Consider the following 22413-nt stretch of genomic DNA (forward strand, 5'->3'; position numbering starts at 1 on the left):
TGATTAGTTATGCATCTGCATCGATGGCGCGTAAATCGATATTTTCTTCAACGAAAACTTCACGAATGCAATCCAGTATCTTTGGAATGTAATTACTATGATCCATATTGCGCACCGACAAAGAAATTGGACTATAGGCTTCCAAATCTAAGATTGGGATGTACATCAAATTTTTCATCCCAATATCACTAGCACTTTCAGGGATCAAAGAAATGCCTTCTCCCGACGCCACCAAGCCCAAAGCCATATGAATTTCACGCACTTCGGTTAAATGTTTAGGCACAAGTCCTAATTCGGTAAAAATGGATTGAATGAGGGTGGAAAAATTCGGTTTAGGTGTCGTAGGGTAGGCAAAAATTGGTTCATCTAAAATTTGAGAAAGATAAATGCCTTTGTCTTTAAATTCAGCCAAATGATGATTTTTATGTATAGCTAAACGTAGCGCTTCTTTTCTTAATAAAATACGTTTAATAGACGGATCTGTTAATCGCAGTCGTCCAAAACCAATATCGATTCGACCGGTTTTTAAGGCTTCAATCTGATCGCGTGTACCACATTCTATGAGTTCAACATGAATATCTGGGTTACGTTGTCGAAATAAATAAATAATTTGTGGCAATAATGCGTATAAAAGCGAACTGACATAACCAATGCGGACAGTTTTATCGACGGCATTAATTCGCTGTGCCATGGTTGTGGCCTGGGCGGTATGCGTCAATATCTGTACAGCATGCTCATAAAAGAACATACCTGCTTCTGTGGTTTTCACGGGTCTAGAACCACGCTCAAACAACGTAATCCCCAGTTCTTCTTCAAGTTTTTGAATTTGGCGGCTCAAAGGCGGCTGAGCAATACATAATTTTTCTGCTGCCTTGGTAATACTTTGCTCTTCAACCACGGTGACAAAGTAACGTAAGTGCCTTAATTCCATTTATATACCTTTTAAGTATCTAAAAATACCAAAATCGCTCTAGTTAAAGATATTACATTAAATTAGGGTATATAAATAGTTGGATAGATAAGAAATACGCAAGATGTATAAGTCGATTGAAACCCTGCTCGTGGAAATCCCAACAATCCGTCCGCACAAGATGGCTGTTGCAACCATGCAAAAGCAAACCCTTGTTTTGATTAAAATCACCACCGAAGATGGTTATATCGGTTGGGGTGAAGCGACGACGATTGGTGGTCTAGGCTATGGTGAAGAAAGCCCTGAAAGCATTCGTACCAATATTGAAACTTATTTTAGTCCTTTACTGAAAACCCTCACTGGTTTGAATGTTGCTCAAACCATGCAAGCCATTAAACGTAATATTAACGGCAATCGCTTTGCTAAATGTGCCATTCAAACGGCGCTACTCGATATTTTGGCGCAGCGTTTAAATTTGCCTTTAAGCGAAGTACTGGGCGGCCGTTTACGTGACAGCTTACCTGTTCTTTGGGTACTTGCATCTGGCAATACGGAAAAAGACATTGCCGAAGCAAAAAAAATGATTGCGACAAAACGACATAATATTTTCAAACTTAAAATCGGTTCACGCCCCGTTGAAGCTGATGTTGAGCATGTATTAGCCATAAAAAAAGCGTTAGGTGCGGACATTTCTATTCGTGTGGATGTCAACCGTGCATGGTCTGAATTAGATGCCATTAAAGGCATTCAATTGTTACAAGATGGTGGTGTTGATCTGATTGAGCAGCCTTGTGCAATCGATAACATTGACGCGATGCGCCGTTTAACTCGTCGTTTTGATATAGCCATTATGGCAGATGAATCATTGATGGGTCCGCAAACGGCATATCAACTTGCGCGGCACAATTCTGCCTCTGTTTTTGCAGTCAAAGTTGCACAGTCTGGTGGTTTAATCGAAGGCTGTGAGGTTTCTAAAATCGCCAAACTTGCGGGTATCGATTTATATGGTGGAACCATGCTTGAAGGCCCTGTGGGCACTATTGCATCTGCACATGCATTTTCAACTTTTGACAATTTAGCTTATGGCACGGAGCTTTTTGGTCCATTACTGCTAACTGAAGAAATTTTAAAAACCCCGCTTCAATATCAAGATTTCGAACTCAAGATTCCGACCACAGCGGGTTTAGGGATTGAAATTGATGAAAACAAAATTGATGACTTACGTCGTAAATAACATTTAGCTAGGAGTGAGAAATGCTTTTCCAAGTACGCATGGATGTCAATATTCCATTAGATATGCCAGTCGAAAAAGCCAATGAAATTAAAGCTGTAGAAAAAGCTTATTCACAAGATCTACAACATCAAGGCAAATGGCGTCATATCTGGCGCATTACTGGTCAATATTCAAATATCAGTATTTTTGATGTTGAAAGCAATGAAGAGCTACACAACATTTTACAAGGGTTGCCCCTTTACCCGTATATGAATATTGAAGTTATGGCTTTAAATCGTCATCCCTCTTCTGTTCGTGGTGATGACAGCTGATGCGATTGGATTCCAATTGTGTAGCACATAGTTGGAATCCATTTTCTGCATTTTTAAGTTTGTAAATATTTGAAATAAAAGATTATCTGCCTTGCATGACTGAAGTGGTTAGTCAGGTAAATAGTTTTATCGTTCTTGATGAAGGATCGTAGCATGATTGATAAAAGTACCGCTTCCTTAACAGAAGCACTTTCTCAAATTAAGGATGGATCAACCATTATGATTGGCGGCTTCGGTACGGCTGGTCAGCCTGCTGAACTGATTGGTGGATTGATAGAACTTGGCATCAAAGATCTCATCATCGTCAACAACAATGCAGGGAATGGTGACTATGGATTGGCTAAATTACTCAAAGCCGGTGCTGTTCGTAAGATGATTTGTTCTTTCCCTCGCCAATCCGACTCTTGGGTGTTCGATGAGCTATACCGTGCAGGAAAAATAGAACTTGAGCTTGTACCACAAGGTAATTTGGCTTGCCGTATCCAGGCGGCAGGCATGGGTTTGGGTCCAATTTATACACCAACAGGTTTTGGTACGTTGTTGGCAGAAGGCAAACCTACACTCAATTATGAAGGCAAAGATTTTGTCCTCGAAAATCCAATTAAAGCTGATTTTGCTTTAATCAAAGCTCATCAGGGCGACCGCTGGGGCAACTTGGTTTACAACAAATCAGCGCGTAATTTTGGCCCCATTATGGCCATGGCGGCAGATGTGACGATTGCTCAAGTCTCAGAAGTGGTTGAACTTGGTGCATTGGACCCAGAGCACATTATTACCCCTGGCATTTTTGTACAACATGTTGTGGCTGTTCAACCTGCACAGCTTGAGCAATCTGCATAAATCACGTGAGGAAAGAACCATGAGCTATACCAAATTAACCCGTGATCAAATTGCTGAACGTGTTGCACAAGATATTCCAGATGGCGCTTATGTCAATTTAGGCATTGGCTTGCCCACTAAAATTTCAAATTATTTACCAACAGACAAAGATGTTTTTCTACATTCAGAAAATGGCCTTTTGGCTTTTGGTCCTCCTCCGGCTAAAGGCGAAGAAGACCCTGAATTAATTAATGCAGGAAAAGAGTTTGTCACTATGCAAACGGGTGGCTGCTTTTTTCATCACGGTGACTCTTTTGCCATGATGCGTGGCGGTCATTTAGATATTGCAGTATTAGGCGCTTTTCAGGTTGCCCAAAATGGTGACTTAGCAAATTGGCATACTGGTGCGCCAGATGCAATTCCTGCTGTAGGTGGTGCAATGGATTTGGCTGTTGGGGCGAAAAAAGTCTTTATTACTACTGACCATGTGACCAAAAAAGGTGAACCGAAAATTGTCGCTGAATTGTCATACCCTGCGACAGGCCTGCAATGTGTCGATCGTATTTACACAGATTTGTGCGTCATTGATGTAACAGTTGAAGGCATGAAAGTGATTGAAAAAGTTGAGGGTCTGAGCTTTGACGAATTACAGTCAATGACCGGTGCAAAGCTGATAGATACGACAGCATAAAGCAAAAAGTCCCTCCTTGATTAAAGGAGGGATTTAGGGAGGATTAATATTCAAAAATTAACTTCCTGTAAATCCCTCCCAACCTCCCGTTAAAAGGGAGGAGCTGAGTTTTTAGGATTTATAAAATGAAAAATGCCTATATTATTGATGCAATCCGTACCCCTTTCGGTCGCTATGCGGGCGGTTTAGCAGCAATGCGTACCGACGACCTAGGTGCCTTACCTATCAAGGCACTGATGCAGCGAAATCCAAGTATTGCTTGGGAGTCTGTTGATGACGTGATTTACGGCTGTGCGAACCAAGCCGGTGAAGATAACCGTAATGTTGCACGAATGTCGTCGCTACTCGCAGGTGTACCTTTTCAAGTTCCTGCTACAACTGTGAACCGACTTTGTGGTTCATCACTTGATGCAATTGCGATGGCAGCCCGTGCAATTAAGGTAAATGAAGCAGACTTAATTATTGCCGGCGGTGTTGAGAGTATGTCCCGTGCACCCTTTGTTATGGGTAAATCGGAAAGTGCTTATGGACGCAGCCAAAAGATAGAAGACACCACCATGGGTTGGCGTTTTATCAATCCAATCCTTAAGCAAATGTATGGCGTGGAAACCATGCCTCAAACCGCTGAAAATGTGGCAGAACAATTCAATATTAACCGTGAAGATCAAGATGCTTTTGCCTTAGAAAGTCAGCGCCGTACAGCCGCTGCACAAGCCAATGGTTTTTTTGAGAAAGAAATCATCCCTGTAATCATTCCACAGCGTAAAGGCGACCCACTGATAGTCGATACAGATGAGCATCCACGCGGATCGACGACAGCAGAAGGTTTGGCAAAACTCAAACCTGTAGTGAAAGCAGATGGTACTGTAACTGCGGGCAATGCTTCAGGAATCAATGATGGTGCGGCTGCACTACTGATTGCTTCAGATGATGCTGTTAACAAATTTAAGTTAAAGCCACGGGCCAAAATTATTGCGGCAACGGTGGTGGGTGTTGAACCCAAAATCATGGGCTTTGGTCCTGCGCCTGCCATCAAAAAGCTATTAGCTCAAACAGGTCTAAGCCTTGAACAAATGGATGTGATCGAGCTGAATGAAGCTTTTGCGGCTCAAGCCTTAGCGGTTACCCGTGAACTAGGTTTGGAAGATGGTGCTAAACATGTCAATCCAAACGGTGGCGCTATTGCTTTGGGGCATCCTTTAGGTGCATCTGGAGCCCGTTTAGTGACGACTGCGTTAAATCAACTTGAGGCAATTTCAGGTCAATATGCCCTCTGTTCGATGTGCATTGGTGTCGGTCAAGGCATCGCTTTGATTATTGAACGTGTTTAATCCTCAATAAAAGTCCTCCTTCTTATAGGGGGATTTAGGGGATTTATAAAATTAAGGATTCAAAATATGCCTACATTCATATCCAATGATGCAACGATTAATTACGCAACTTTTGGTGACCACACACAACCTGCGATTGTCTTTTCTAATTCTTTAGGCACAAAGTTCAGCATGTGGAAGCCTCAGATAGAGGCGCTGCAGCAGGATTATTTTGTCATTTGTTATGATACACGTGGTCATGGTGCATCTTCTGCCCCTCAAGGGCCTTATAGCCTTGATCAATTGGGTACAGATGTCATCCATTTATTGGATCATTTAAATATTCAACAGGCCACATTTTGTGGAATATCGATGGGTGGTTTAACAGGTCAATGGCTTGCAATACATCATCCTGAACGCTTTAACCATGTCATTGTATGCAATACCGCTGCAAAAATTGGGCAAGAATCAGCTTGGAATGAACGTGCACAGTTAGTCCGTCAACAAGGTCTGAAACCAATTGCAGAAACGGCAGCATCACGATGGTTTACAGAACCCTTTATCCAAAGTAACACGGCAACTGTACAATCTTTGAGTAACGACCTCGGAGCTGGCAGCCCAGAAGGTTATGCAAGTTGTTGTGAAGCTTTGGCTAAAGCGGATTTACGCAATGAAATCTCGTCTATTCACGTACCTGTATTAATTATTGCAGGTCAACAAGACCCTGTAACTACAGTTGCAGATGGTCAATTCATGCAAGAACGCATTGCAAATAGCCAATTATTTGAAATTAATGCATCGCATATTTCAAACATCGAACAGCCAGATGCATTTAATCAGGCTTTGCAGAATTTTATACAGCAATAATATGCAGCTGAACAAATTCAATGTAATGTTATTAAAATAGAGCCTTGCCATTGTGCAGGGCTTTATTTCGTTTGAAGGCTTTGATTTAATGTCCGTTCTTAAAATAAATGGACAATTAGAAGAATGATTCATCTATATAAAAAACGGATCAATATTGCTTTCTAGTTTAATCATTGGCTTTAGTTCTACGATTTCTAATGCAGATGTTACAACTCAGCGTATTAAGGATATAAAGACTTATACTCTCGTCAATGGAGATGGTATCGAAATCTTTCTGTGCATTTAGTAGACTTGAAAAATAGGCATATAAATGCTTATTGCGTGCAGCATTGCGGAAATTGGTTTGTGTATAATCCAGAATTTGAATGTTATAGCTTTAAGAAAAAATATCAAGGCGCAAAAGTATGGACATCTCTTTCATACGAAAAAATAAAGACCGTATTGCAGGCCCAAGCTTTGATGAATAATTATACTTTATCTAGAAAATTAACATTAAAAGCACTCCTTAAATGAATATTGATATTGAAAAAGACCGAAGTATTGGAGTCCTTCGGTCTAAACTTTTAACTCCACTCATTCCACATAGGCGTTTACGACCAGATATTGAAGAATAGTTTGAAGAATAATCTCTGGGAATTTTAAGCTGCAGGATGATTGAGTTGATCAATGATACCTTGTGCAGCCAATTCATTTAATTCAGCTTCAGTTTTAAATTGGGACAAAATTTCGATTGTGTGCTGCCCTAACTGCGGCGGTGCATGACGGTATTCTACAGGCGTATCAGATAATTTCATCGGTGATCCAATCACTTTAAAATCTTGATTTAAAGCATGTGGAATATTCACAACCATTTGACGATGTTGAATTTGCGGTTCATTTAATGCGTCTTCTACAGAGTTGATTACACCCACTGGCACTTTTACCGCATGAATCGCATCAACCCAAACTTGAGCATCTTGAGTCAGAAAATAAGCACTCAATAATGGAATTAATTCTTCACGGTTCTTCACTCGATCTTGATTACGTAAATAGTTCGGCTGATCTAGCAGTTCTTTATAGCCAATCGCAATACACAAATCTTTAAATTGTTTGTCATTACCACAGGCAATAATAAATTCTTTATCTTTAGCTTTAAAGGTTTGATACGGTACGATATTCGGGTGATTATTTCCCATACGTTTAGGTGCTTTACCCGAGGTCAAATAGTTCATACCTTGATTGGCTAGCGCCGCCACCTGTACATCGAGTAATGACATATCGATATATTGACCGCGTCCTGTATGCTGCCGCGCCAACAATGCCGCCTGAATGGCAATCGTTGAGTACAGTCCGGTCTGAATATCGACCACAGCGACCCCCACCTTTTGTGCGCCACCACCGATTACATCATCAGATTCACCAGTAATACTCATCAGACCTGACATGCCTTGAATAATAAAGTCATAGCCTGGTTCTTCCGCACGTGGACCATCCTGACCAAAACCTGTAATTGAGCAATATACGATATTGGGATTTAGTGCACTGAGCGATGCATAATCCAAACCATATTTTGCAAGTGAACCTGCTTTGTAGTTTTCAATCACGACATCTGCAGTTTGGGCAATTTCACGGACTAGGGCTTGCCCTTCTTCACTGGCAATATCAATGGCTACAGAATATTTGTTACGGTTCGCACATTGGTAATAGCCTGATTCTTTCGTCGCTTGACCTTGCTGATTTGGCATCCAAGGTGGTCCCCACATACGGGTATCATCCCCGACTTTAGGACGCTCAATTTTGATTACCTCTGCACCTAAATCAGCCAATATTTGACCGCACCAAGGACCTGCCAAAACACGGCTTAAGTCCAATACGCGAATTCCTTTTAATGCACCCATAGTTCACTCCAGATGTGCCATAGTATTGAGCTATGGCACAGATATTTTTAGTTATTTTACTGTTGCAGTTTTTGCAGACGCTTTTTGCTCTGCATCAGCAACATGTGTATCTAAACTTGCCAGTTTTTCTTTTTCCGCATCTGAAGAAAGTGATGCTTGCTGTGGGTCATATTGGCGTTCACGGATGAACAAGCCCGGAATAACACCTGCAATAAAGTAAGCAGCACCCATCACAATAAAGGCCATAGTGAACGATCCGCCAGCAGCAATCATACCAATGGTTGCTGGTGCTATGGCTGCGCCTAAACGTCCCATATTGTAAGCACCGCCAATAGCCGTTCCGCGTACATCCGTAGAGAAACTTTCTGCCATATACGTTGCATTTACACCGTATGGAATACCGTATAAGAAACCGAAAGTTACGAGTAAATAGGCGATGTTGGTTGGTGTGTTATAGAAAATGATGATCGGTAAGAATGCTGCCGTAGCTACCGTACCAAACACAAAGGTAATACGACGTCCAAATTTGTCAGCGGCATAGCCTGCTAAAATTTTACCCAGAATCATGGCGGTATATGCACCTACCATATAGCCAGCCATGGCTTTAAAGTTCATGCTGAGTTCAGTTTCTAAATACGTTGGCATCCAGTTGTTGACACCGTAATAACCGAATTGTAGAAATGCAGCGGTCGACATCCAAAAGAAGAACATTTTACGATGATTGGTATGTCCAAAAATACGTTTATAAATGCTTTCAGAAGGTGCGTTTTGCTTGGCTGCAGCTTGCTGCTGTACAGGTTCAAGCTTTAATTCACGGCGTTTTATCTGCTCAATTTTTGCTTCCTGCCAAGATTTTGGCTCAGGAACAAAACGCATAAAGATAAGGGCAAATGCAGCAGGAATAATGGTGACATAAAATAGCATCCGCCAGCCGTGATCTGGAATAATGGCACCCGCCATCAGCGTTGCAACGATATAACCCACGGTTTGACCGGTTTGCAAAGTCCCAAGTACTGTTGTGCGGTATTTGGTTGGTACATATTCTGCCATGAGCGTATTACACGCCATATAAAGTGAGCCCAGACCAAATGCGCCAATAAAACGTAAAATTAAAAATTGTTCATAGCTTTGGGTAAAGCCTAAAATACAGGTCATGATTGAGAAAAATACTACCGACCAAGCAATAGTTTTCACACGGCCAAATTTATCGCACGCCCATCCACCCGAAATACCACCCAGCGCCATCCCTGCTAAAGAAGAACTACCAAGCATTCCGGCTTGAAATGTACTTAAACCAAATTCAGCCTTTAAACTGGTGAGACTGAATGACAGCAACATGATGTCTACACCATCAATCACCAAAGAAATAAAGGCAAAAATAAAAGCCATTTTCCAAGTGTTGCTTGTAATACGATGCATCGTGCCCACGTTAGAAGGCAATTTGAGCGTTCCTGCTCCGTTTTGCATTTCGTTATTCATTTCCTTGTTCCTCATTTTCCCAAATGAGTCATCGGCATTCCTATGTCTGCACATTTGCCTTTTTTATTCTTTTTATTTCATCACTGCTCAGGCTATTGCACAGAGTTACAAGAGTGTTTCACGATGAATCCTTTATTGATTAAGTTTATTTTTGCATAAAAAGTCTCTAAGGCACTCTATGCAGAGCACCTTATCGATATATAATTCAATTAGTTACTAAAAGCCGCGATGCCTGTTTGCGCACGACCTAAGATCAGTGCATGTACATCATGCGTTCCTTCATACGTGTTGACGACTTCGAGATTGACCAGATGGCGGGCAACACCAAACTCATCAGAAATGCCGTTACCACCCATCATGTCACGCGCAACACGGGCAATATCTAAAGCCTTGCCACAGTTGTTACGTTTAATTAATGATGTGCCTTCTACAGCAGCAATGCCTTCATCTTTCATACGTCCAAATCGAAGCGCAGCTTGTAAACCCAAGGCAATCTCAGTTTGCATATCTGCAAGTTTCTTTTGAATCAGCTGATTCGCTGCCAATGGTCGGCCAAACTGTTTACGGTCCATAGTATATTGGTGCGCTGTATGCCAGCAGAATTCTGCGGCGCCCATTGCGCCCCAAGCGATACCATAACGAGCACTATTTAGACAGGTAAATGGACCTTTTAAACCACGTACTTCTGGAAAAGCATTCTCTTCAGGGACAAAGACATTGTCCATCACAATTTCACCGGTAATCGATGCACGTAAGCCAACTTTACCGTGAATTGCAGGAGCAGATAGACCTTCCCAGCCTTTTTCTAAAATAAAACCACGAATGTCACCAACATTACCTTCAGGCGATACTTCTTTCGCCCAAACAACAAACACGTCGGCAATTGGGCTGTTGGTAATCCACATTTTTGCACCCGTGAGACGATAGCCACCTTCGACCTTTTTTGCACGAGTAATCATGCTACCTGGGGCAGAGCCATGATCTGGTTCAGTTAAACCAAAACAGCCAATGTATTCGCCTGTTGCCATTTTTGGTAGGTATTTCTGTTTTTGCGCTTCAGAGCCAAATTCATTGATTGGTACCATCACCAAAGAACTTTGAACGCTGGCCATTGAGCGGTAGCCAGAATCCACATATTCAATTTCACGCGCAACTAGACCGTAGCTAACATAGTTTAGACCTGCGCCGCCGTATTGCTCTGGAATCGTTGGGCCAAGTAAGCCAAGTTCGCCCATTTCTCGGAAAATAGATGCATCGGTTTTTTCATGGCGGAATTGTTCGAGTACACGTGGCTGTAAACGCTCTTGACAGTATGCATGCGCAGTATCGCGAATCATGCGTTCTTCTTCAGTTAATTGCTGTTCCAAAAGAAACGGATCTTGCCAGTTAAATTGTACTTTTGGTTTGTTTACATTGACCATTTGATTCATCGCATCCTCTGCTTTTTCGGGCTTTCTTTGTTTTATTTGATGCTATGTGTGAAAAGTGATTCATTCAAACGATTAATTTGCATGTAGATATGCGCCTTTCGCATACCTGAGCTTTGTTCACAGCGTGTTAAGCACTTTAGCCACTGATTTAAGCGATGGATTGCTTTATTTATAGACTATAGTGGTATATGAAAATCATTCTTATATGCCATTTTGTGATACCTCTCGATAAAAAGGACTTTATCTATGCGGCGTAATATTCCATCATTGCAAAGCTTAATTTGCTTTGAATCTGCTGCAAAACACGCAAGTTATACGCATGCTTCTCAAGAGTTATTTATTACTCAAAGTGCTGTGTCACGCCAAATTCAACAGCTTGAAGAATATTTGGGTGTAATGCTATTTAGCCGAACGCGTCACGGTGTAGATCTCACTGAAGCAGGCAAACAATATGCAAAAAGTATTAAACCCTTTTTGCAAGGCATCGAAAAAAGCACCTCTGATATCATGACGCACAAAGGCTTAGGCGGTACTTTAAAGCTGGGCGTTGTGCCAACGTTTGCCACACGTTGGCTGTTGCCAAAATTAAATAATTTAAATGCACAGCATCCTGAAATTACCGTGCATTTGGAAACCAGTACCAAACCTTTTTTGTTTAATGAAAATGTCTTTGACGCGGCGATTTTTGCAGGAACGCAACAGCAAATTGAGCATTGGCCGGGCATTCAAGCGCATTATTTAATGGATGAAGAAGTGGTTCCCGTTTGTTCCCCCAAATTGATTGAAAACAATTTTCCCCATGCGGAAATGACGGATGATCATAGTTTTAATTTAAGTGATGAAGAATTGCTTCGATTACCCTTATTACAGCAAACAACCCGTCCAAGTATTTGGCAAGAATGGTTTCAAGCCCATCAAATTCAGCATCCCAAGCCTTTCGATGGGCAGAGGCATGAACTATTTTCTATGCTTTCTGTGGCAGCCAGTCATGGCATGGGAATGGCACTGATTCCACAAATGCTGATCGAAGCAGAACTGAGAAAAAAAGAATTGGTGATTGCATCAAATAAAAAACTGCACGGTAGCAGAAAGTATTATTTGGTCCACTCGAGTCAAGACAGTTCACCGCAAATACAAAAATTTGTCGATTGGGTGCTACAAGAATTGCATCAGCTGAGTTGAAGTAGTCGCTATATTTTGAGTACAGTAAATTCGCTGCATTATTCGTTCAATACATGTAACCGTACCTAATGGACGCATCAATTAAAATATAAGGCTATAATCTATGCAAAAAATTGTGGTGTTTTCAGGTGCTGGTATGAGCGCAGAAAGCGGCATCAATACCTTCCGTGACAGTGATGGTCTTTGGGAGCAGCATCGCATTGAAGATGTGGCCACACCTGAAGCTTGGGCACGCGATCCAGCTTTAGTACAGCGTTTTTATAATGAACGCCGTAAACATATTTTAGCCGCAGATCCTAATGCAGCGCATAAATTGATTGCTGAACTCGATGATTTTTTTGATGTACAAGTCATCACACAAAATATTGATGACTTACACGAACGTGCAGGCAGTCACAATGTACTGCATCTGCATGGCAATATTCGTTACGCAAAAAGCTCTGGCCCTCAGGCGCAATACACGCAGGAATTTTTCCCTATTGAAGGTACTGATTTAAACTTAGAGACCGACAAATGCCCTGAGGGTTATCCTTTACGGCCACATGTGGTCTGGTTTGGCGAAGCAGTTCCTGCCTATGAAGATGCCAGTGTAAGTGTACAAACAGCAGATATTTTTATTGTGATTGGCACAAGTCTGGCAGTCTATCCTGTGGCTGGATTAATTCACGAAATCCCTGCCAACTGCCGTGCATTTTATATCGACCCGAAAGCAGACTATCAACGCGTACCTGAGCAGTATCAATTGATTAAAGCAGGCGCGAGTGAAGGAATGAAAAAACTTTTTTTGCAATTGGTTGCGCCATAAAAGCACATTTTGGCATCAGTATCGATCAAAAAAACTAATATTGCCTGCTTCTTTTGCAGGCTTTTTGCTGTTTATAGCCTATCTAACTTTGCATAAGGCCAATAAAACACGGCATACAAGCGTTTGGCATTCAAATTGCTTAATAGTATTACGTTTTATTAAAAAAGTAATATTGGGGCTTGGTCAGTATGGGTTATGTCGCAAGAGAGCTCAGTCCGAAAAGTAAGCTATTGCTTGGCTTAGGATCATTTTTAATTCCTGTGCTCATTTGGTGTGCAGTGAGTTATTTGCCATTTTTATGGCATCCACAGGTGCAAATAACGCAGTCTGGCAGTGTGCCGTATTTTCAGGTCGATAGCCGTGTAGACAAAGCGGTGTTTTATGCCGAAGCGCAATCTGCGGTCAATGCAGGTTTAGCACCACCTCAAGGTAAACTGGTCAATCCGATCTATCTACCAGCACCGCATAAAGTGGCAAAAGCGCTGGTTACAGCCTTTATCACCCCGCCTGCCCAACCTGATGCCCCATGGTTTCATCAAAGCTTATGGCACAGTATTAAAATTGTGTTCAGCGCTTTTTTTATTGCCTCTCTCATCGGTATTCCGCTGGGTATTCTTTGCGGTTTTTCTCAAAAAATATCACAACTGACAGAACCCTTTGTTGAGTTTTTCCGTTACTTGCCCGCTCCTGCTTTTGGTGCCTTAGCCGTTGCAATTTTAGGCATTAATGATGCACCTAAAATCGCCATTATTGTGATTGGTACCCTATTTCAGCAAATTCTAATTATTGCCAATACCACACGGATGGTAGACCGTGGCCTGATCGAAGCAGGTTTTACGTTGGGCACCAATAAATTGAAAAGCTTATTTCATGTGGTGATTCCAGCGGCACTACCCGATATTTACCGCGACTTGCGTGTATTGCTCGGCTGGGCTTGGACCTATCTGATCGTATCTGAACTGATCGGCACAACATCTGGGATTACATGGTTTATTACCCAACAAGCGCGTTACCAAAACTTTGACAATGTTTATGCCGCTATCCTCATCATTGGGGTGATTGGCTTGGTGTGTGATGTGGTTCTGATGAAACTCGGTCAACGTCTATTTAAATGGAAAGCAGGAGCAAAATAATGAACAGCACAGAATTTAATTCCAGCACGTATTTCGATGCAATTTATGCGCGACCTGTCATTTTAGAAGCAAAAAAACTCACACAAAGTTTTAAGCACGGCAAAACTGAACGCACTATTTTAAATCAGTTGGATTTAAAGATTCATAAACGTGAATTTATCTGCGTGATTGGCCCATCGGGTTGCGGTAAATCGACCTTTAGCCGAATTGTGGCTGGGCTTGATCCTTACAGTAGCGGTGAATTGCTGGTCGATGGCCAAGCGATTGAAGGCCCAAACCCTGAGCGTGGCATGGTGTTTCAAGGCTACACGCTTTTCCATGGAAAACAGTCAAAGAAAATGTGATGTTCGGCCCTTTAATGAAAGGTGCCAGCAATGCTTCGGCTGAATCCAGCGCCCGCGAATGGATTGATATTATTGGTCTAGAAAAATACCAAGATCAGTACCCGCATGAGCTTTCTGGCGGGATGAAACAGCGTGTTGCGATTGCCCGAGCATTGGTCAATGAACCCAAAATATTATTGATGGATGAGCCGTTTGGCGCGCTTGACCCGCATACCCGTCAAAAAATGCAAAAACATTTAATGGATCTTTGGCAAAACATTGATATCACGATTATTTTTGTGACCCACGATATGGATGAAGCGATTCTATTGGCGGATCGTATTGTGGCGCTCAAAGCCAATCCTGGTGAAATTAAAGAAATTATTGAGGTCGATTTACCCCGTCCTCGTAATCCTGAACTCATGCTGAGTCCTGAATTTAAACAACTGCGCGAACGGGTGGATTTCTTGGTACATGCGCAGGAAGACGAGCTCGACCCAGCGATGGAAAACCTACCGAAAATTCCACGTATGACTCAAGTCAGTACGCAAAAATAACTGGATTAATCCCTCTTCATCTTTAGGACGGCCTAAATGATTTACTACAGCGTTGGACGGCCAACATTATAGGAATTGAAGATGAATGAATCTTATGTTTTGCCACTTGTTGATATATCGAAAATGCAAAGTACGGTACTGTCAGAACGCTTAGAAGTAGCCTCTGCATTGGATCAAGCCTGTAAAGATGTTGGTTTTCTTTATTTAAAAGGTGATCAGTTCAATTTTGATTTTGCGACATCACTGATTCAGGTGGCAAAGTGTTATTTTCAACAAGATACCGCCAGTAAAATGCAACACTATATTGGGCTGTCGAAAAATCATAGTGGCTATGTGCCAATTGGTGAAGAACAATTTGCAGGCAACAGCTACGACTTAAAAGAAGCCTATGACGTCAATTATGATTACCACGGCGAAACTACGGCATTTCCTTTGCTTGGCCCTACTTTATGGCCAGATGATGCCACATTTAAAAGCACGGTCAGTGATTATTACTGCCATTTACGCAGTATTAGTGAGCAGATTTTTCAGGCCTTTGCTTTAGCATTGAATGTAGATGAGCATTTTTTTGATCGCAAAATTACCCATCCGACCAGCCAATTGCGTCTAATCCATTATCCCTATAACCCTGAAGTAAAAGATGCTGAAGGTATTGGCGTGCATACAGATTATGAGTGCTTTACACTGCTCTTACCGACTGCACCAGGTTTGCAGGTACTCAATAAACAAGGTGAATGGATGGATATTCCATTGATTGATAATACCTTGGTGATGAATATTGGCGACATGATGGAAATTTTGTCGAATGGCAAATATTTGGCCACCAAGCATCGTGTTAAAAAAGTCTCTGAAGAACGCTACTCTTTCCCTCTGTTCTGTACCTGTAATTACGACACAATTATTGAGCCAGTATATTCTACTAAAGCGCCCAAATATCAGCCCTTAATTGGTGGCGAACATTTATTTAATCAAACCGCGCAAACCTTTAGTTATCTCAAAAAACGTATCGCTTCAGGAGAGCTAAGTCTTAGAAATGCTGTGCCTTTGTCATCATTTGGTATGGATGAAAATACAGAAGTACAAGGAGCAAGCGCATGAATCTATTTCAGGCTTTAGCACAGCTTCCAGCAAGCCAAGAGGTTTCAGGTCCTATTCCAGACTATTTATATGGTGCTTTTCGCCGAAAAAGTATCAGTTTTTCGAATGGATTAACGGATGAAAAAACCATTGTGTATTGGTTTCAGTCACGTAGTTTCACCATCGATCTACGTTTAAAAAGCCGTGAAAATACGCCAGTGAATGAACGTCAAGGCTGGATTGGCAACACTCTTTGGGATGCTGAACAGCAATTATTGTCTTGGGACGTTAAAGCACACTCAAATTATCAAAATCATGTGCAATGGCCAGAACCTGCAAAACTACATGCGATTGGCAACTGTATTTTAGAATTCTCTCCAAGCAATGCGTATGTCGAAGACTGGCGTCAACAAGTGCATGAAGGGCTATTTTTAGGCCTGCGCTTGAAGTCAGCTTTAGATGTAGAAAGCCATCAGCCATTGCAGATGGATGGCGGTTTAATTATTTGTGATAAGCATGTGGCCTTCGCACTGAGCCGTTTACCTACAGATCAGCAAACAGTTGCCAGCATCAACATATCATCTGCACCTACTATGTATGAAACGGTGATTGAAAGCTTTGAAGTATCCATCGCTATTGATGGTCTGCATAAGCACCTTACAACGACTTCCTCTCAGCAAGATCAATCACTTAATTTTGATGATTTTAAAGTTATTGATGAAACACATTTGATGCAAAACGTCATTATTAATGGTCAAGCAGTACAGCTGATGTACGAGGTGGATATTTATGTTCCACATTATGCATTTCAGCATCACACTGATACCACGACAGAAAGTACAGATTGGTTACGAAATGAAAAACAGCACCTCTTGCACCATGCAATAGAATGTCTATAGGAAATCGATGTCGTTTATATATTTGCTCATCGCAATCATTGCTGAAGTGGTTGCCACGTCCGCCTTAAAAGCCAGCAATGGCTTTACTGAACTTGTGCCGATTATTTTTACCGTATTGGGCTATGCCATTGCGCTCTTTTTTTTAGGTTTGACCTTTAAATCGATTCCTATGGGATTGGCCTACGCCATGTGGTCTGCTGCAGGCATTGTACTGATTTCTTGTGTGGGCTGGATTGTGTTTAAACAAAATTTAGACCTACCTGCCATGATTGGTTTGGCCTTTATTTTATTGGGTATTGTGATTATTAATGTTTTTTCTAAAAGCACAGAGCTTTGAAATGTCAGTTTTAAAATGAATTTTTTAAATAATATCTCTGAAATTTTAAAGACTTAAATTGCTATAGATAAAAATGCTCTAGCTTGCTGTTGCACACTAGAGCATACGTTTCGAATGAATTAACTGTGATCAGTCTGCCACTATAAAATGCCTTTCACTAGAAAAAAGCATCCAACAATACATAACAGCACAGCAAAACATTTTTTCAGTACTGCTGGTGAAAGCGCATGCGCAGTTTTCGCGCCATATTTAGCCGTAAAGAAACTCATCACACTAATGCCCAAAAAGGCATAAATATGAATAAAGCCAATGGTATTTGGAATTTCAACTTGCTGTTGCATACCAAAAAACATAAAGCCTAATGCACCAGCAATGGCAATAGGTAAACCGCAAGCGGCAGACGTCCCGACCGCTTTTTGCATCACCACGCCATTTGCCGTTAAATACGGCACTGTAATACTGCCACCACCAATACCGAAGATGGCAGATGCAACGCCAATACCCGAACCCGCCACAATTTGCTTGCCTGTAGATGGCAGTGTTTTGTTGGAATCGACTGGCTTTTTTGCACCCATAAACATGTTATAAGCCACCCAAAGTAAAAACACACCGACAATCATTTGCAGATGCAAACCTGACAGCCAGCCTGCAATGCCCGCGCCTGCAAAACAGCCAATCGCCATTGGCGGAGCTAAATTTTTAAATACAGGCCAAATCACAGCGCCATTTTTATTGTGCGCCATTAAGGAGCTGATCGATGTCACCACAATCGTAGCCAAAGATGTACCAAGCGCCAAATGCATAATCACATCAGGGCTATAGCCCATTTGGCTAAAAACAATATAGAGCAATGGCACAATGATGGTGCCACCACCGACACCAAACAGCCCTGCAGCAAAACCAGCAAATGCACCAATAATTAAGAAAGTAATGAGTTCCACAATATACCGATTTAAAATGAAGAGAAATCTTGTATAAATCAAATATGTACTATCATTCGGTGAATAATGAATGTTCCCTCTCTTTTTTAAAGGATGAGGAACATGCTCCTCATCACAAAGGGAGAAGCAACTTTTAGTTACTCATTTAAAATCACATTCTGAATGTTTTTTGACTTTGGCAAGAAATCTAATATTGATTATAAATAATTTACGAAGTGATTAAGCCAACTCCACTTGACCCACGGCATGATAAGCACGGTTGAAATACACCAAGCTTTCCTCCTGCTGACTTTGCTTGATTGCGACCACACGGCACATAAACACGCTGTGCGTACCCACTTCTTGAATCTGTTCAATCTGACAGTCAAAACTGACCAAAGCATCTTTTAATATTGGTGAACCTGTTTCTAATGTGGTCCAAGAACCCAATTTAAACCGCTCTTCCGAATTGAATTTGCTTGAAGCAAAAGCATTGGAAATCTGCTCATGCTGTGCGCCCAAAACATTGACAGACAGAACTTTATTTTCAAGAAAATGCGCATGAGAACGAGATGATTGATTCATACAAACCAGCAAAGTTGGCGGTGTATCTGTCACACTGCATACTGCTGATGCTGTAAATCCATGCATGCCTGCTTCGCCCTCAGTCGTAATCACGTTGACTGCAGTCGTCAATAAAGACATTGCATTTCTAAAATCAGTTGCTTCAATCATCTCTTCAATCTCAATGGTCTATATGGCTTATCTCTTTCTCAGGTTTGGACAATAGCAAATTTAATTTCCTTATTGCCCTTACATGAAACCGAGTCAGCTCGAATTTATGCGGTCAATTCTTGACGAATAATGGCAGCGCCTGCGCTTAACGCATTTAGTTTGCCTTGCGCCACTTGGCGAGGTAAAGGCGCCATACCGCAGTTTGTTGAAGGATATAGCTTGTCGGCATCTACAAACTGAAGCGCTTTGCGTAATGTATTTGCTACTTCTTCTGCTGTTTCAACCTGATTGGTTGCTACATCAATGGCGCCAACCATCACTTTTTTACCGCGGATGAGTTCGATTAAATCCATCGGTACACGAGAGTTTTGGCATTCAAGCGAGATGATATCGAGCTTCGATTGCTGCAATTTCGGGAATGATTCTTCGTATTGGCGCCATTCATTACCTAAAGTTTGTTTCCAATCAGTATTGGCTTTAATACCGTAACCATAGCAAATGTGAACTGCTGTTTCGCATTTCAAACCTTCAAGCGCACGCTCTAAGGTCGCAATACCCCAGTCATTGACTTCATCAAAAAATACGTTAAACGCAGGCTCATCAAATTGAATAATATCCACGCCTGCCGCTTCAAGCTCTAACGCTTCTTGATTGAGGATTTTAGCAAATTCCCAAGCCAATTTTTCACGGCTCTTGTAATGGCCATCATACAAAGTATCAATCATCGTCATTGGGCCAGGCAGTGCCCATTTGATCGGCTGATTGGTTTGGCTGCGTAAGAATTTCGCATCATCCACAAACACTGCTTTCTTACGAGATACTTCACCCACAACTGACGGTACACTTGCATCATAACGATTACGAATACGTATCGTTTCACGCTTTTCGAAATCAACACCTTCAAGATGTTCAATAAATGTGGTTACAAAATGCTGACGGGTTTGTTCACCATCACTGACAATATCAATGCCTGCATGGATTTGTTCATGCAAAGATAATTTCAACGCATCACGTTTTGCATCTAATAATTCTTCGCCTTCAAGCTTCCATGCTGACCACAGTTTTTCAGGTTCAGCCAGCCAAGATGGTTTAGGTAAGCTGCCAGCAGTTGAAGTTGGGAGTAAAATGGCCATATTCGATCTTCTATCTCTATATTCTAAATTTTGCAAAACCAAAAAGTTATCAATTGATTATTAAATTCATATTGAAAGTCCCTTCTCCCTATGGGATGAGGAGCATGCTCCGCAAGAGGATGAGGGAGCATTTCATATAAATCCTCTCCCTAACCCTCTCCTTAAAAGGAGAGGGAAATTTCTTTACGAAATAAATATTGATCACAAATTAACTGATGCATGAAACATATTCTTTAAAACAGCTGCTTTAAATCACAAGTGATTTAAAATTAAGCTGCGGCTGCATTTTCAATACTAAAATTAGCCGCCCACTCATTCAGAATGTCTTTATATGGCTGGATAAAGTTCTCTTCCGTCCATTTGCCCTGTTTAACCGCCAACTGACCACGTTCAACACGGTCATACACAATACGGGTTAATGAGTAATCACCGAAACTTAAGCTTGGTTGATACACTAAACCTGCTGTCGCATTGGTATTGTAAATTTCAGGACGGTAGATTTTTTGGAAGCTTTCCATGGTGCTGATCGCGCTGATCAGTTCGAAATCTGTATAGTCGCTCAGCAAGTTATTTGCTGAATAAAATGCCAATGGTGCAGTCGCATTTTCAGGTTTGAAGTAACGAACGCTTAAGCCCATTTTTGCAAAATAGTCATCGGTACGTGAATAATCATCATTAGTGTATTCCACACCTAAGATCGGATGCACATTTGCAGTACGGTAATAGGTTTTTGTCGTTGAAATACTTAAACAGATGACAGGCTGTTTTTTAAATTCAGCTTTGAATACGTCAGAATTGATCAAGTGTTGATATAGCTTGCCGTGTAAATCACCAAAATCTTCAGGTTTTTCATTGAACTTACAGCCGAGTGCTGGTAATACCACGCTGAAGTCATAGTCACGTACATACGATGAAAAACTGTTGCCGATCATGCCTTCAATGCGTTCATTGGTTTTATGGTCGATGATGGTACTCTTTAAAGTTTCAATAAATGGGAAAGTTTGACCATTGCCTTCCACATCGAGTTCAGCCGAAATGATGTCAATTTCAAGTGAATAACGATCTGCATTTGGGTTGTCACAAGTAGCTAAACTATTGAAACGGTTATTAATCATTGCCAAAGTACGGCGCAGATTCTCTTCACGGTGTTCACCACGTGCCAAATTGGCAAAGTTCGTTGTTAAACGTGTATTGTCAGCTGGTTTATAGTTTTCATCAAAGCGGATACGTTTGATTGAACATGCAAATTTATGACTCATGGAGATTCACTACCCTAAAATTAAAAATAATCAAAATTTCTGTATGAAGTAATTTATACGTGAAACTTAAGATGAATAAAAATGATTTAACCTCAACTCAAAGTGAGATAAATTCATGTTTAAGATTTAAATACAATGAATTTTCTTCAACTATGCATCATTCAACTGGCGATAAAAAACTGCCACTCAGGTAGCATTTAAATTTTATTTAATATAAATAAGGGCTTAAAAAAAATTCAATGAATAATTTTTCATTCAAACACACATCTGAAATGTGTCGAATCGTACAGATTGGCTCAATATCTCCACTCTCAAAATTTAGCGATTTATTCATTAGGGTGAATTTTTCTAACTTTAAAATGAAAAAAGATCAAATCACTAATTGTTTTAATATTGAATCTGTAACACTAATATACTTTTGCCCTGAGCTATAAAGTTCTTAAACCTTGCCATAAATAGATAAACCAAATATGAAATCAGCATATATTCATGTCGTTTCAGCTTTTTAGTCAATATACTGAATATGACTCAACTTATACTTAGAAAAAATCAGCATATTCGAGCTTTGGTATGTTAAGGAATCCCTAAAATATTCGGTTTATACTTATACCTTCTTAAAATCATGTCTAATAAATTAGAACGTCAGACACTGACTCTCCCAGTAGGTCATGACAAGCTTTTACTCCACTCTTGCTGTGCACCATGCTTTGGCGAAGTCATGGAAACATTAATTGAATCAGGTATCGATTTTTCAATTTTCTTTTACAATCCCAATATTCATCCTGTGAAAGAATATGAAATCCGTAAAGAGGAAAATATCCGCTTTGCAGAAAAACACAATATTCCGTTTATCGACTGTGATTACGACACAGACAATGGGTTTGCTCGCGCTAAATGTATGGAAAATGAGCCTGAAAAAGGCATTCGTTGCACGATGTGTTTTGATATTCGCTTCGAGCGTACTGCACTTTATGCGGCAGAACATGGTTTTAGCTTAATTAGTAGCTCACTGGGAATTTCACGCTGGAAAAATATAAAGCAGATTAATGACTGTGGTCATCGCTCCGCTTCACATTATGAAGGCATAAGTTATTGGGACATTAAATTGATATTGTTAGCCCTGAA

The 22413-nt window shown here is 41.0% G+C and carries 20 protein-coding genes and 2 pseudogenes; 14 read left to right on the top strand and 8 right to left on the bottom strand.

Annotated features, from left to right (window positions below; genetic code table 11):
* Window positions 1–7: 7 nt before the first annotated feature.
* The gene (gene catM / locus AVJ20_RS06895; RefSeq protein ID WP_078193763.1) at window positions 8–931 is read right to left on the bottom strand and encodes a cis,cis-muconate-binding transcription regulator CatM; all 924 of its coding nucleotides are present in this window, start codon (window positions 929–931) and stop codon (window positions 8–10) included.
* A 103-nt stretch (window positions 932–1034) separates the two neighbouring features.
* Between catM and AVJ20_RS06900 the strand changes: the two genes are divergently transcribed.
* The 6 genes from AVJ20_RS06900 (at window position 1035) to pcaD (ending at window position 6142) form a co-directional block, all read left to right on the top strand.
* Window positions 1035–2144 carry a muconate/chloromuconate family cycloisomerase gene (locus tag AVJ20_RS06900; RefSeq protein ID WP_111884681.1) on the top strand — a complete coding sequence of 370 codons (1110 nt, stop codon included), beginning with the start codon at window positions 1035–1037 and terminating at the stop codon, window positions 2142–2144.
* A gap of 20 nt (window positions 2145–2164) precedes the next feature.
* The gene (gene catC / locus AVJ20_RS06905) at window positions 2165–2455 is read left to right on the top strand and encodes a muconolactone Delta-isomerase (protein WP_111884682.1); all 291 of its coding nucleotides are present in this window, start codon (window positions 2165–2167) and stop codon (window positions 2453–2455) included.
* 153 nt (window positions 2456–2608) lie between these two features.
* Window positions 2609–3295 (top strand): 3-oxoacid CoA-transferase subunit A, encoded by a 687-nt coding sequence (locus tag AVJ20_RS06910; RefSeq protein WP_111884683.1) that lies wholly within the window; start codon window positions 2609–2611, stop codon window positions 3293–3295.
* A 19-nt stretch (window positions 3296–3314) separates the two neighbouring features.
* On the top strand, window positions 3315–3965 hold the full coding sequence (locus AVJ20_RS06915) for a 3-oxoacid CoA-transferase subunit B (RefSeq protein ID WP_078193766.1): 651 nt from the start codon (window positions 3315–3317) through the stop codon (window positions 3963–3965).
* 125 nt (window positions 3966–4090) lie between these two features.
* On the top strand, window positions 4091–5296 hold the full coding sequence (gene pcaF, locus AVJ20_RS06920; RefSeq protein WP_111884684.1) for a 3-oxoadipyl-CoA thiolase: 1206 nt from the start codon (window positions 4091–4093) through the stop codon (window positions 5294–5296).
* Window positions 5297–5362: 66 nt separating this feature from the next.
* Window positions 5363–6142: a 3-oxoadipate enol-lactonase gene (pcaD, locus tag AVJ20_RS06925; protein ID WP_111884685.1), complete on the top strand. Its 780-nt coding sequence runs from the start codon at window positions 5363–5365 to the stop codon at window positions 6140–6142.
* 638 nt (window positions 6143–6780) lie between these two features.
* On the opposite strand, the gene AVJ20_RS06935 is transcribed toward pcaD, so the two are convergent.
* The 3 genes from AVJ20_RS06935 to AVJ20_RS06945 all read right to left on the bottom strand — a co-directional run bounded on the left by AVJ20_RS06935 (window position 6781) and on the right by AVJ20_RS06945 (window position 10928).
* Window positions 6781–8019, bottom strand: a complete 1239-nt coding sequence (locus AVJ20_RS06935) for a CaiB/BaiF CoA transferase family protein (RefSeq protein WP_111884686.1) — start codon at window positions 8017–8019, stop codon at window positions 6781–6783.
* A gap of 51 nt (window positions 8020–8070) precedes the next feature.
* Window positions 8071–9498: an MFS transporter gene (locus AVJ20_RS06940; RefSeq protein ID WP_111884687.1), complete on the bottom strand. Its 1428-nt coding sequence runs from the start codon at window positions 9496–9498 to the stop codon at window positions 8071–8073.
* Between the two features lie 209 nt (window positions 9499–9707).
* Window positions 9708–10928, bottom strand: coding sequence for an acyl-CoA dehydrogenase (locus AVJ20_RS06945; protein ID WP_111884688.1), 1221 nt, complete (start codon window positions 10926–10928; stop codon window positions 9708–9710).
* A gap of 246 nt (window positions 10929–11174) precedes the next feature.
* Between AVJ20_RS06945 and AVJ20_RS06950 the strand changes: the two genes are divergently transcribed.
* The 7 genes and pseudogenes from AVJ20_RS06950 (at window position 11175) to AVJ20_RS06980 (ending at window position 17241) form a co-directional block, all read left to right on the top strand.
* The gene (locus AVJ20_RS06950; protein WP_111884689.1) at window positions 11175–12110 is read left to right on the top strand and encodes a LysR substrate-binding domain-containing protein; all 936 of its coding nucleotides are present in this window, start codon (window positions 11175–11177) and stop codon (window positions 12108–12110) included.
* Between the two features lie 103 nt (window positions 12111–12213).
* Entirely contained in the window at window positions 12214–12915 is a 702-nt protein-coding gene (locus AVJ20_RS06955) for an SIR2 family NAD-dependent protein deacylase (protein ID WP_111884690.1), read from the top strand.
* A gap of 188 nt (window positions 12916–13103) precedes the next feature.
* A complete protein-coding gene (locus AVJ20_RS06960) occupies window positions 13104–14048 on the top strand; it encodes an ABC transporter permease (protein WP_111884691.1) in 945 nt (314 codons plus the stop codon).
* Window positions 14048–14928: pseudogene (locus AVJ20_RS06965) on the top strand (ABC transporter ATP-binding protein). The gene AVJ20_RS06960 and the pseudogene AVJ20_RS06965 overlap by 1 nt, the downstream one beginning before the upstream one ends.
* 81 nt (window positions 14929–15009) lie before the next feature.
* Window positions 15010–16026, top strand: coding sequence for an isopenicillin N synthase family dioxygenase (locus AVJ20_RS06970; RefSeq protein WP_111884692.1), 1017 nt, complete (start codon window positions 15010–15012; stop codon window positions 16024–16026).
* The gene (locus tag AVJ20_RS06975; RefSeq protein WP_111884693.1) at window positions 16023–16904 is read left to right on the top strand and encodes a hypothetical protein; all 882 of its coding nucleotides are present in this window, start codon (window positions 16023–16025) and stop codon (window positions 16902–16904) included. Before AVJ20_RS06970 ends, AVJ20_RS06975 begins: the two co-directional genes overlap by 4 nt.
* Window positions 16905–16911: 7 nt before the next feature.
* A complete protein-coding gene (locus AVJ20_RS06980) occupies window positions 16912–17241 on the top strand; it encodes a DMT family transporter (RefSeq protein ID WP_111884694.1) in 330 nt (109 codons plus the stop codon).
* 140 nt (window positions 17242–17381) lie between these two features.
* Here AVJ20_RS06980 and AVJ20_RS06985 read toward each other — a convergent pair whose 3' ends face one another.
* The 4 genes from AVJ20_RS06985 to AVJ20_RS07000 all read right to left on the bottom strand — a co-directional run bounded on the left by AVJ20_RS06985 (window position 17382) and on the right by AVJ20_RS07000 (window position 21288).
* Complete coding sequence (locus AVJ20_RS06985) at window positions 17382–18182, bottom strand: sulfite exporter TauE/SafE family protein (RefSeq protein WP_111884695.1); 801 nt, start codon at window positions 18180–18182, stop codon at window positions 17382–17384.
* 219 nt (window positions 18183–18401) lie between these two features.
* On the bottom strand, window positions 18402–18896 hold the full coding sequence (locus tag AVJ20_RS06990; protein WP_111884696.1) for a flavin reductase: 495 nt from the start codon (window positions 18894–18896) through the stop codon (window positions 18402–18404).
* 104 nt (window positions 18897–19000) lie between these two features.
* The gene (locus tag AVJ20_RS06995; RefSeq protein ID WP_111884697.1) at window positions 19001–20029 is read right to left on the bottom strand and encodes a methionine synthase; all 1029 of its coding nucleotides are present in this window, start codon (window positions 20027–20029) and stop codon (window positions 19001–19003) included.
* A gap of 269 nt (window positions 20030–20298) precedes the next feature.
* On the bottom strand, window positions 20299–21288 hold the full coding sequence (locus AVJ20_RS07000) for a putative oxygenase MesX (RefSeq protein ID WP_111884698.1): 990 nt from the start codon (window positions 21286–21288) through the stop codon (window positions 20299–20301).
* Between the two features lie 622 nt (window positions 21289–21910).
* On the opposite strand from AVJ20_RS07000, the pseudogene AVJ20_RS07005 reads away from it, so the two are divergent.
* A pseudogene (locus AVJ20_RS07005) lies at window positions 21911–22387 on the top strand (epoxyqueuosine reductase QueH); the annotation flags it as partial.
* Window positions 22388–22413: the final 26 nt, after the last annotated feature.

Source organism: Acinetobacter sp. CFCC 11171 (genome assembly GCF_003268405.1).
Taxonomy (GTDB): domain Bacteria; phylum Pseudomonadota; class Gammaproteobacteria; order Pseudomonadales; family Moraxellaceae; genus Acinetobacter; species Acinetobacter amyesii.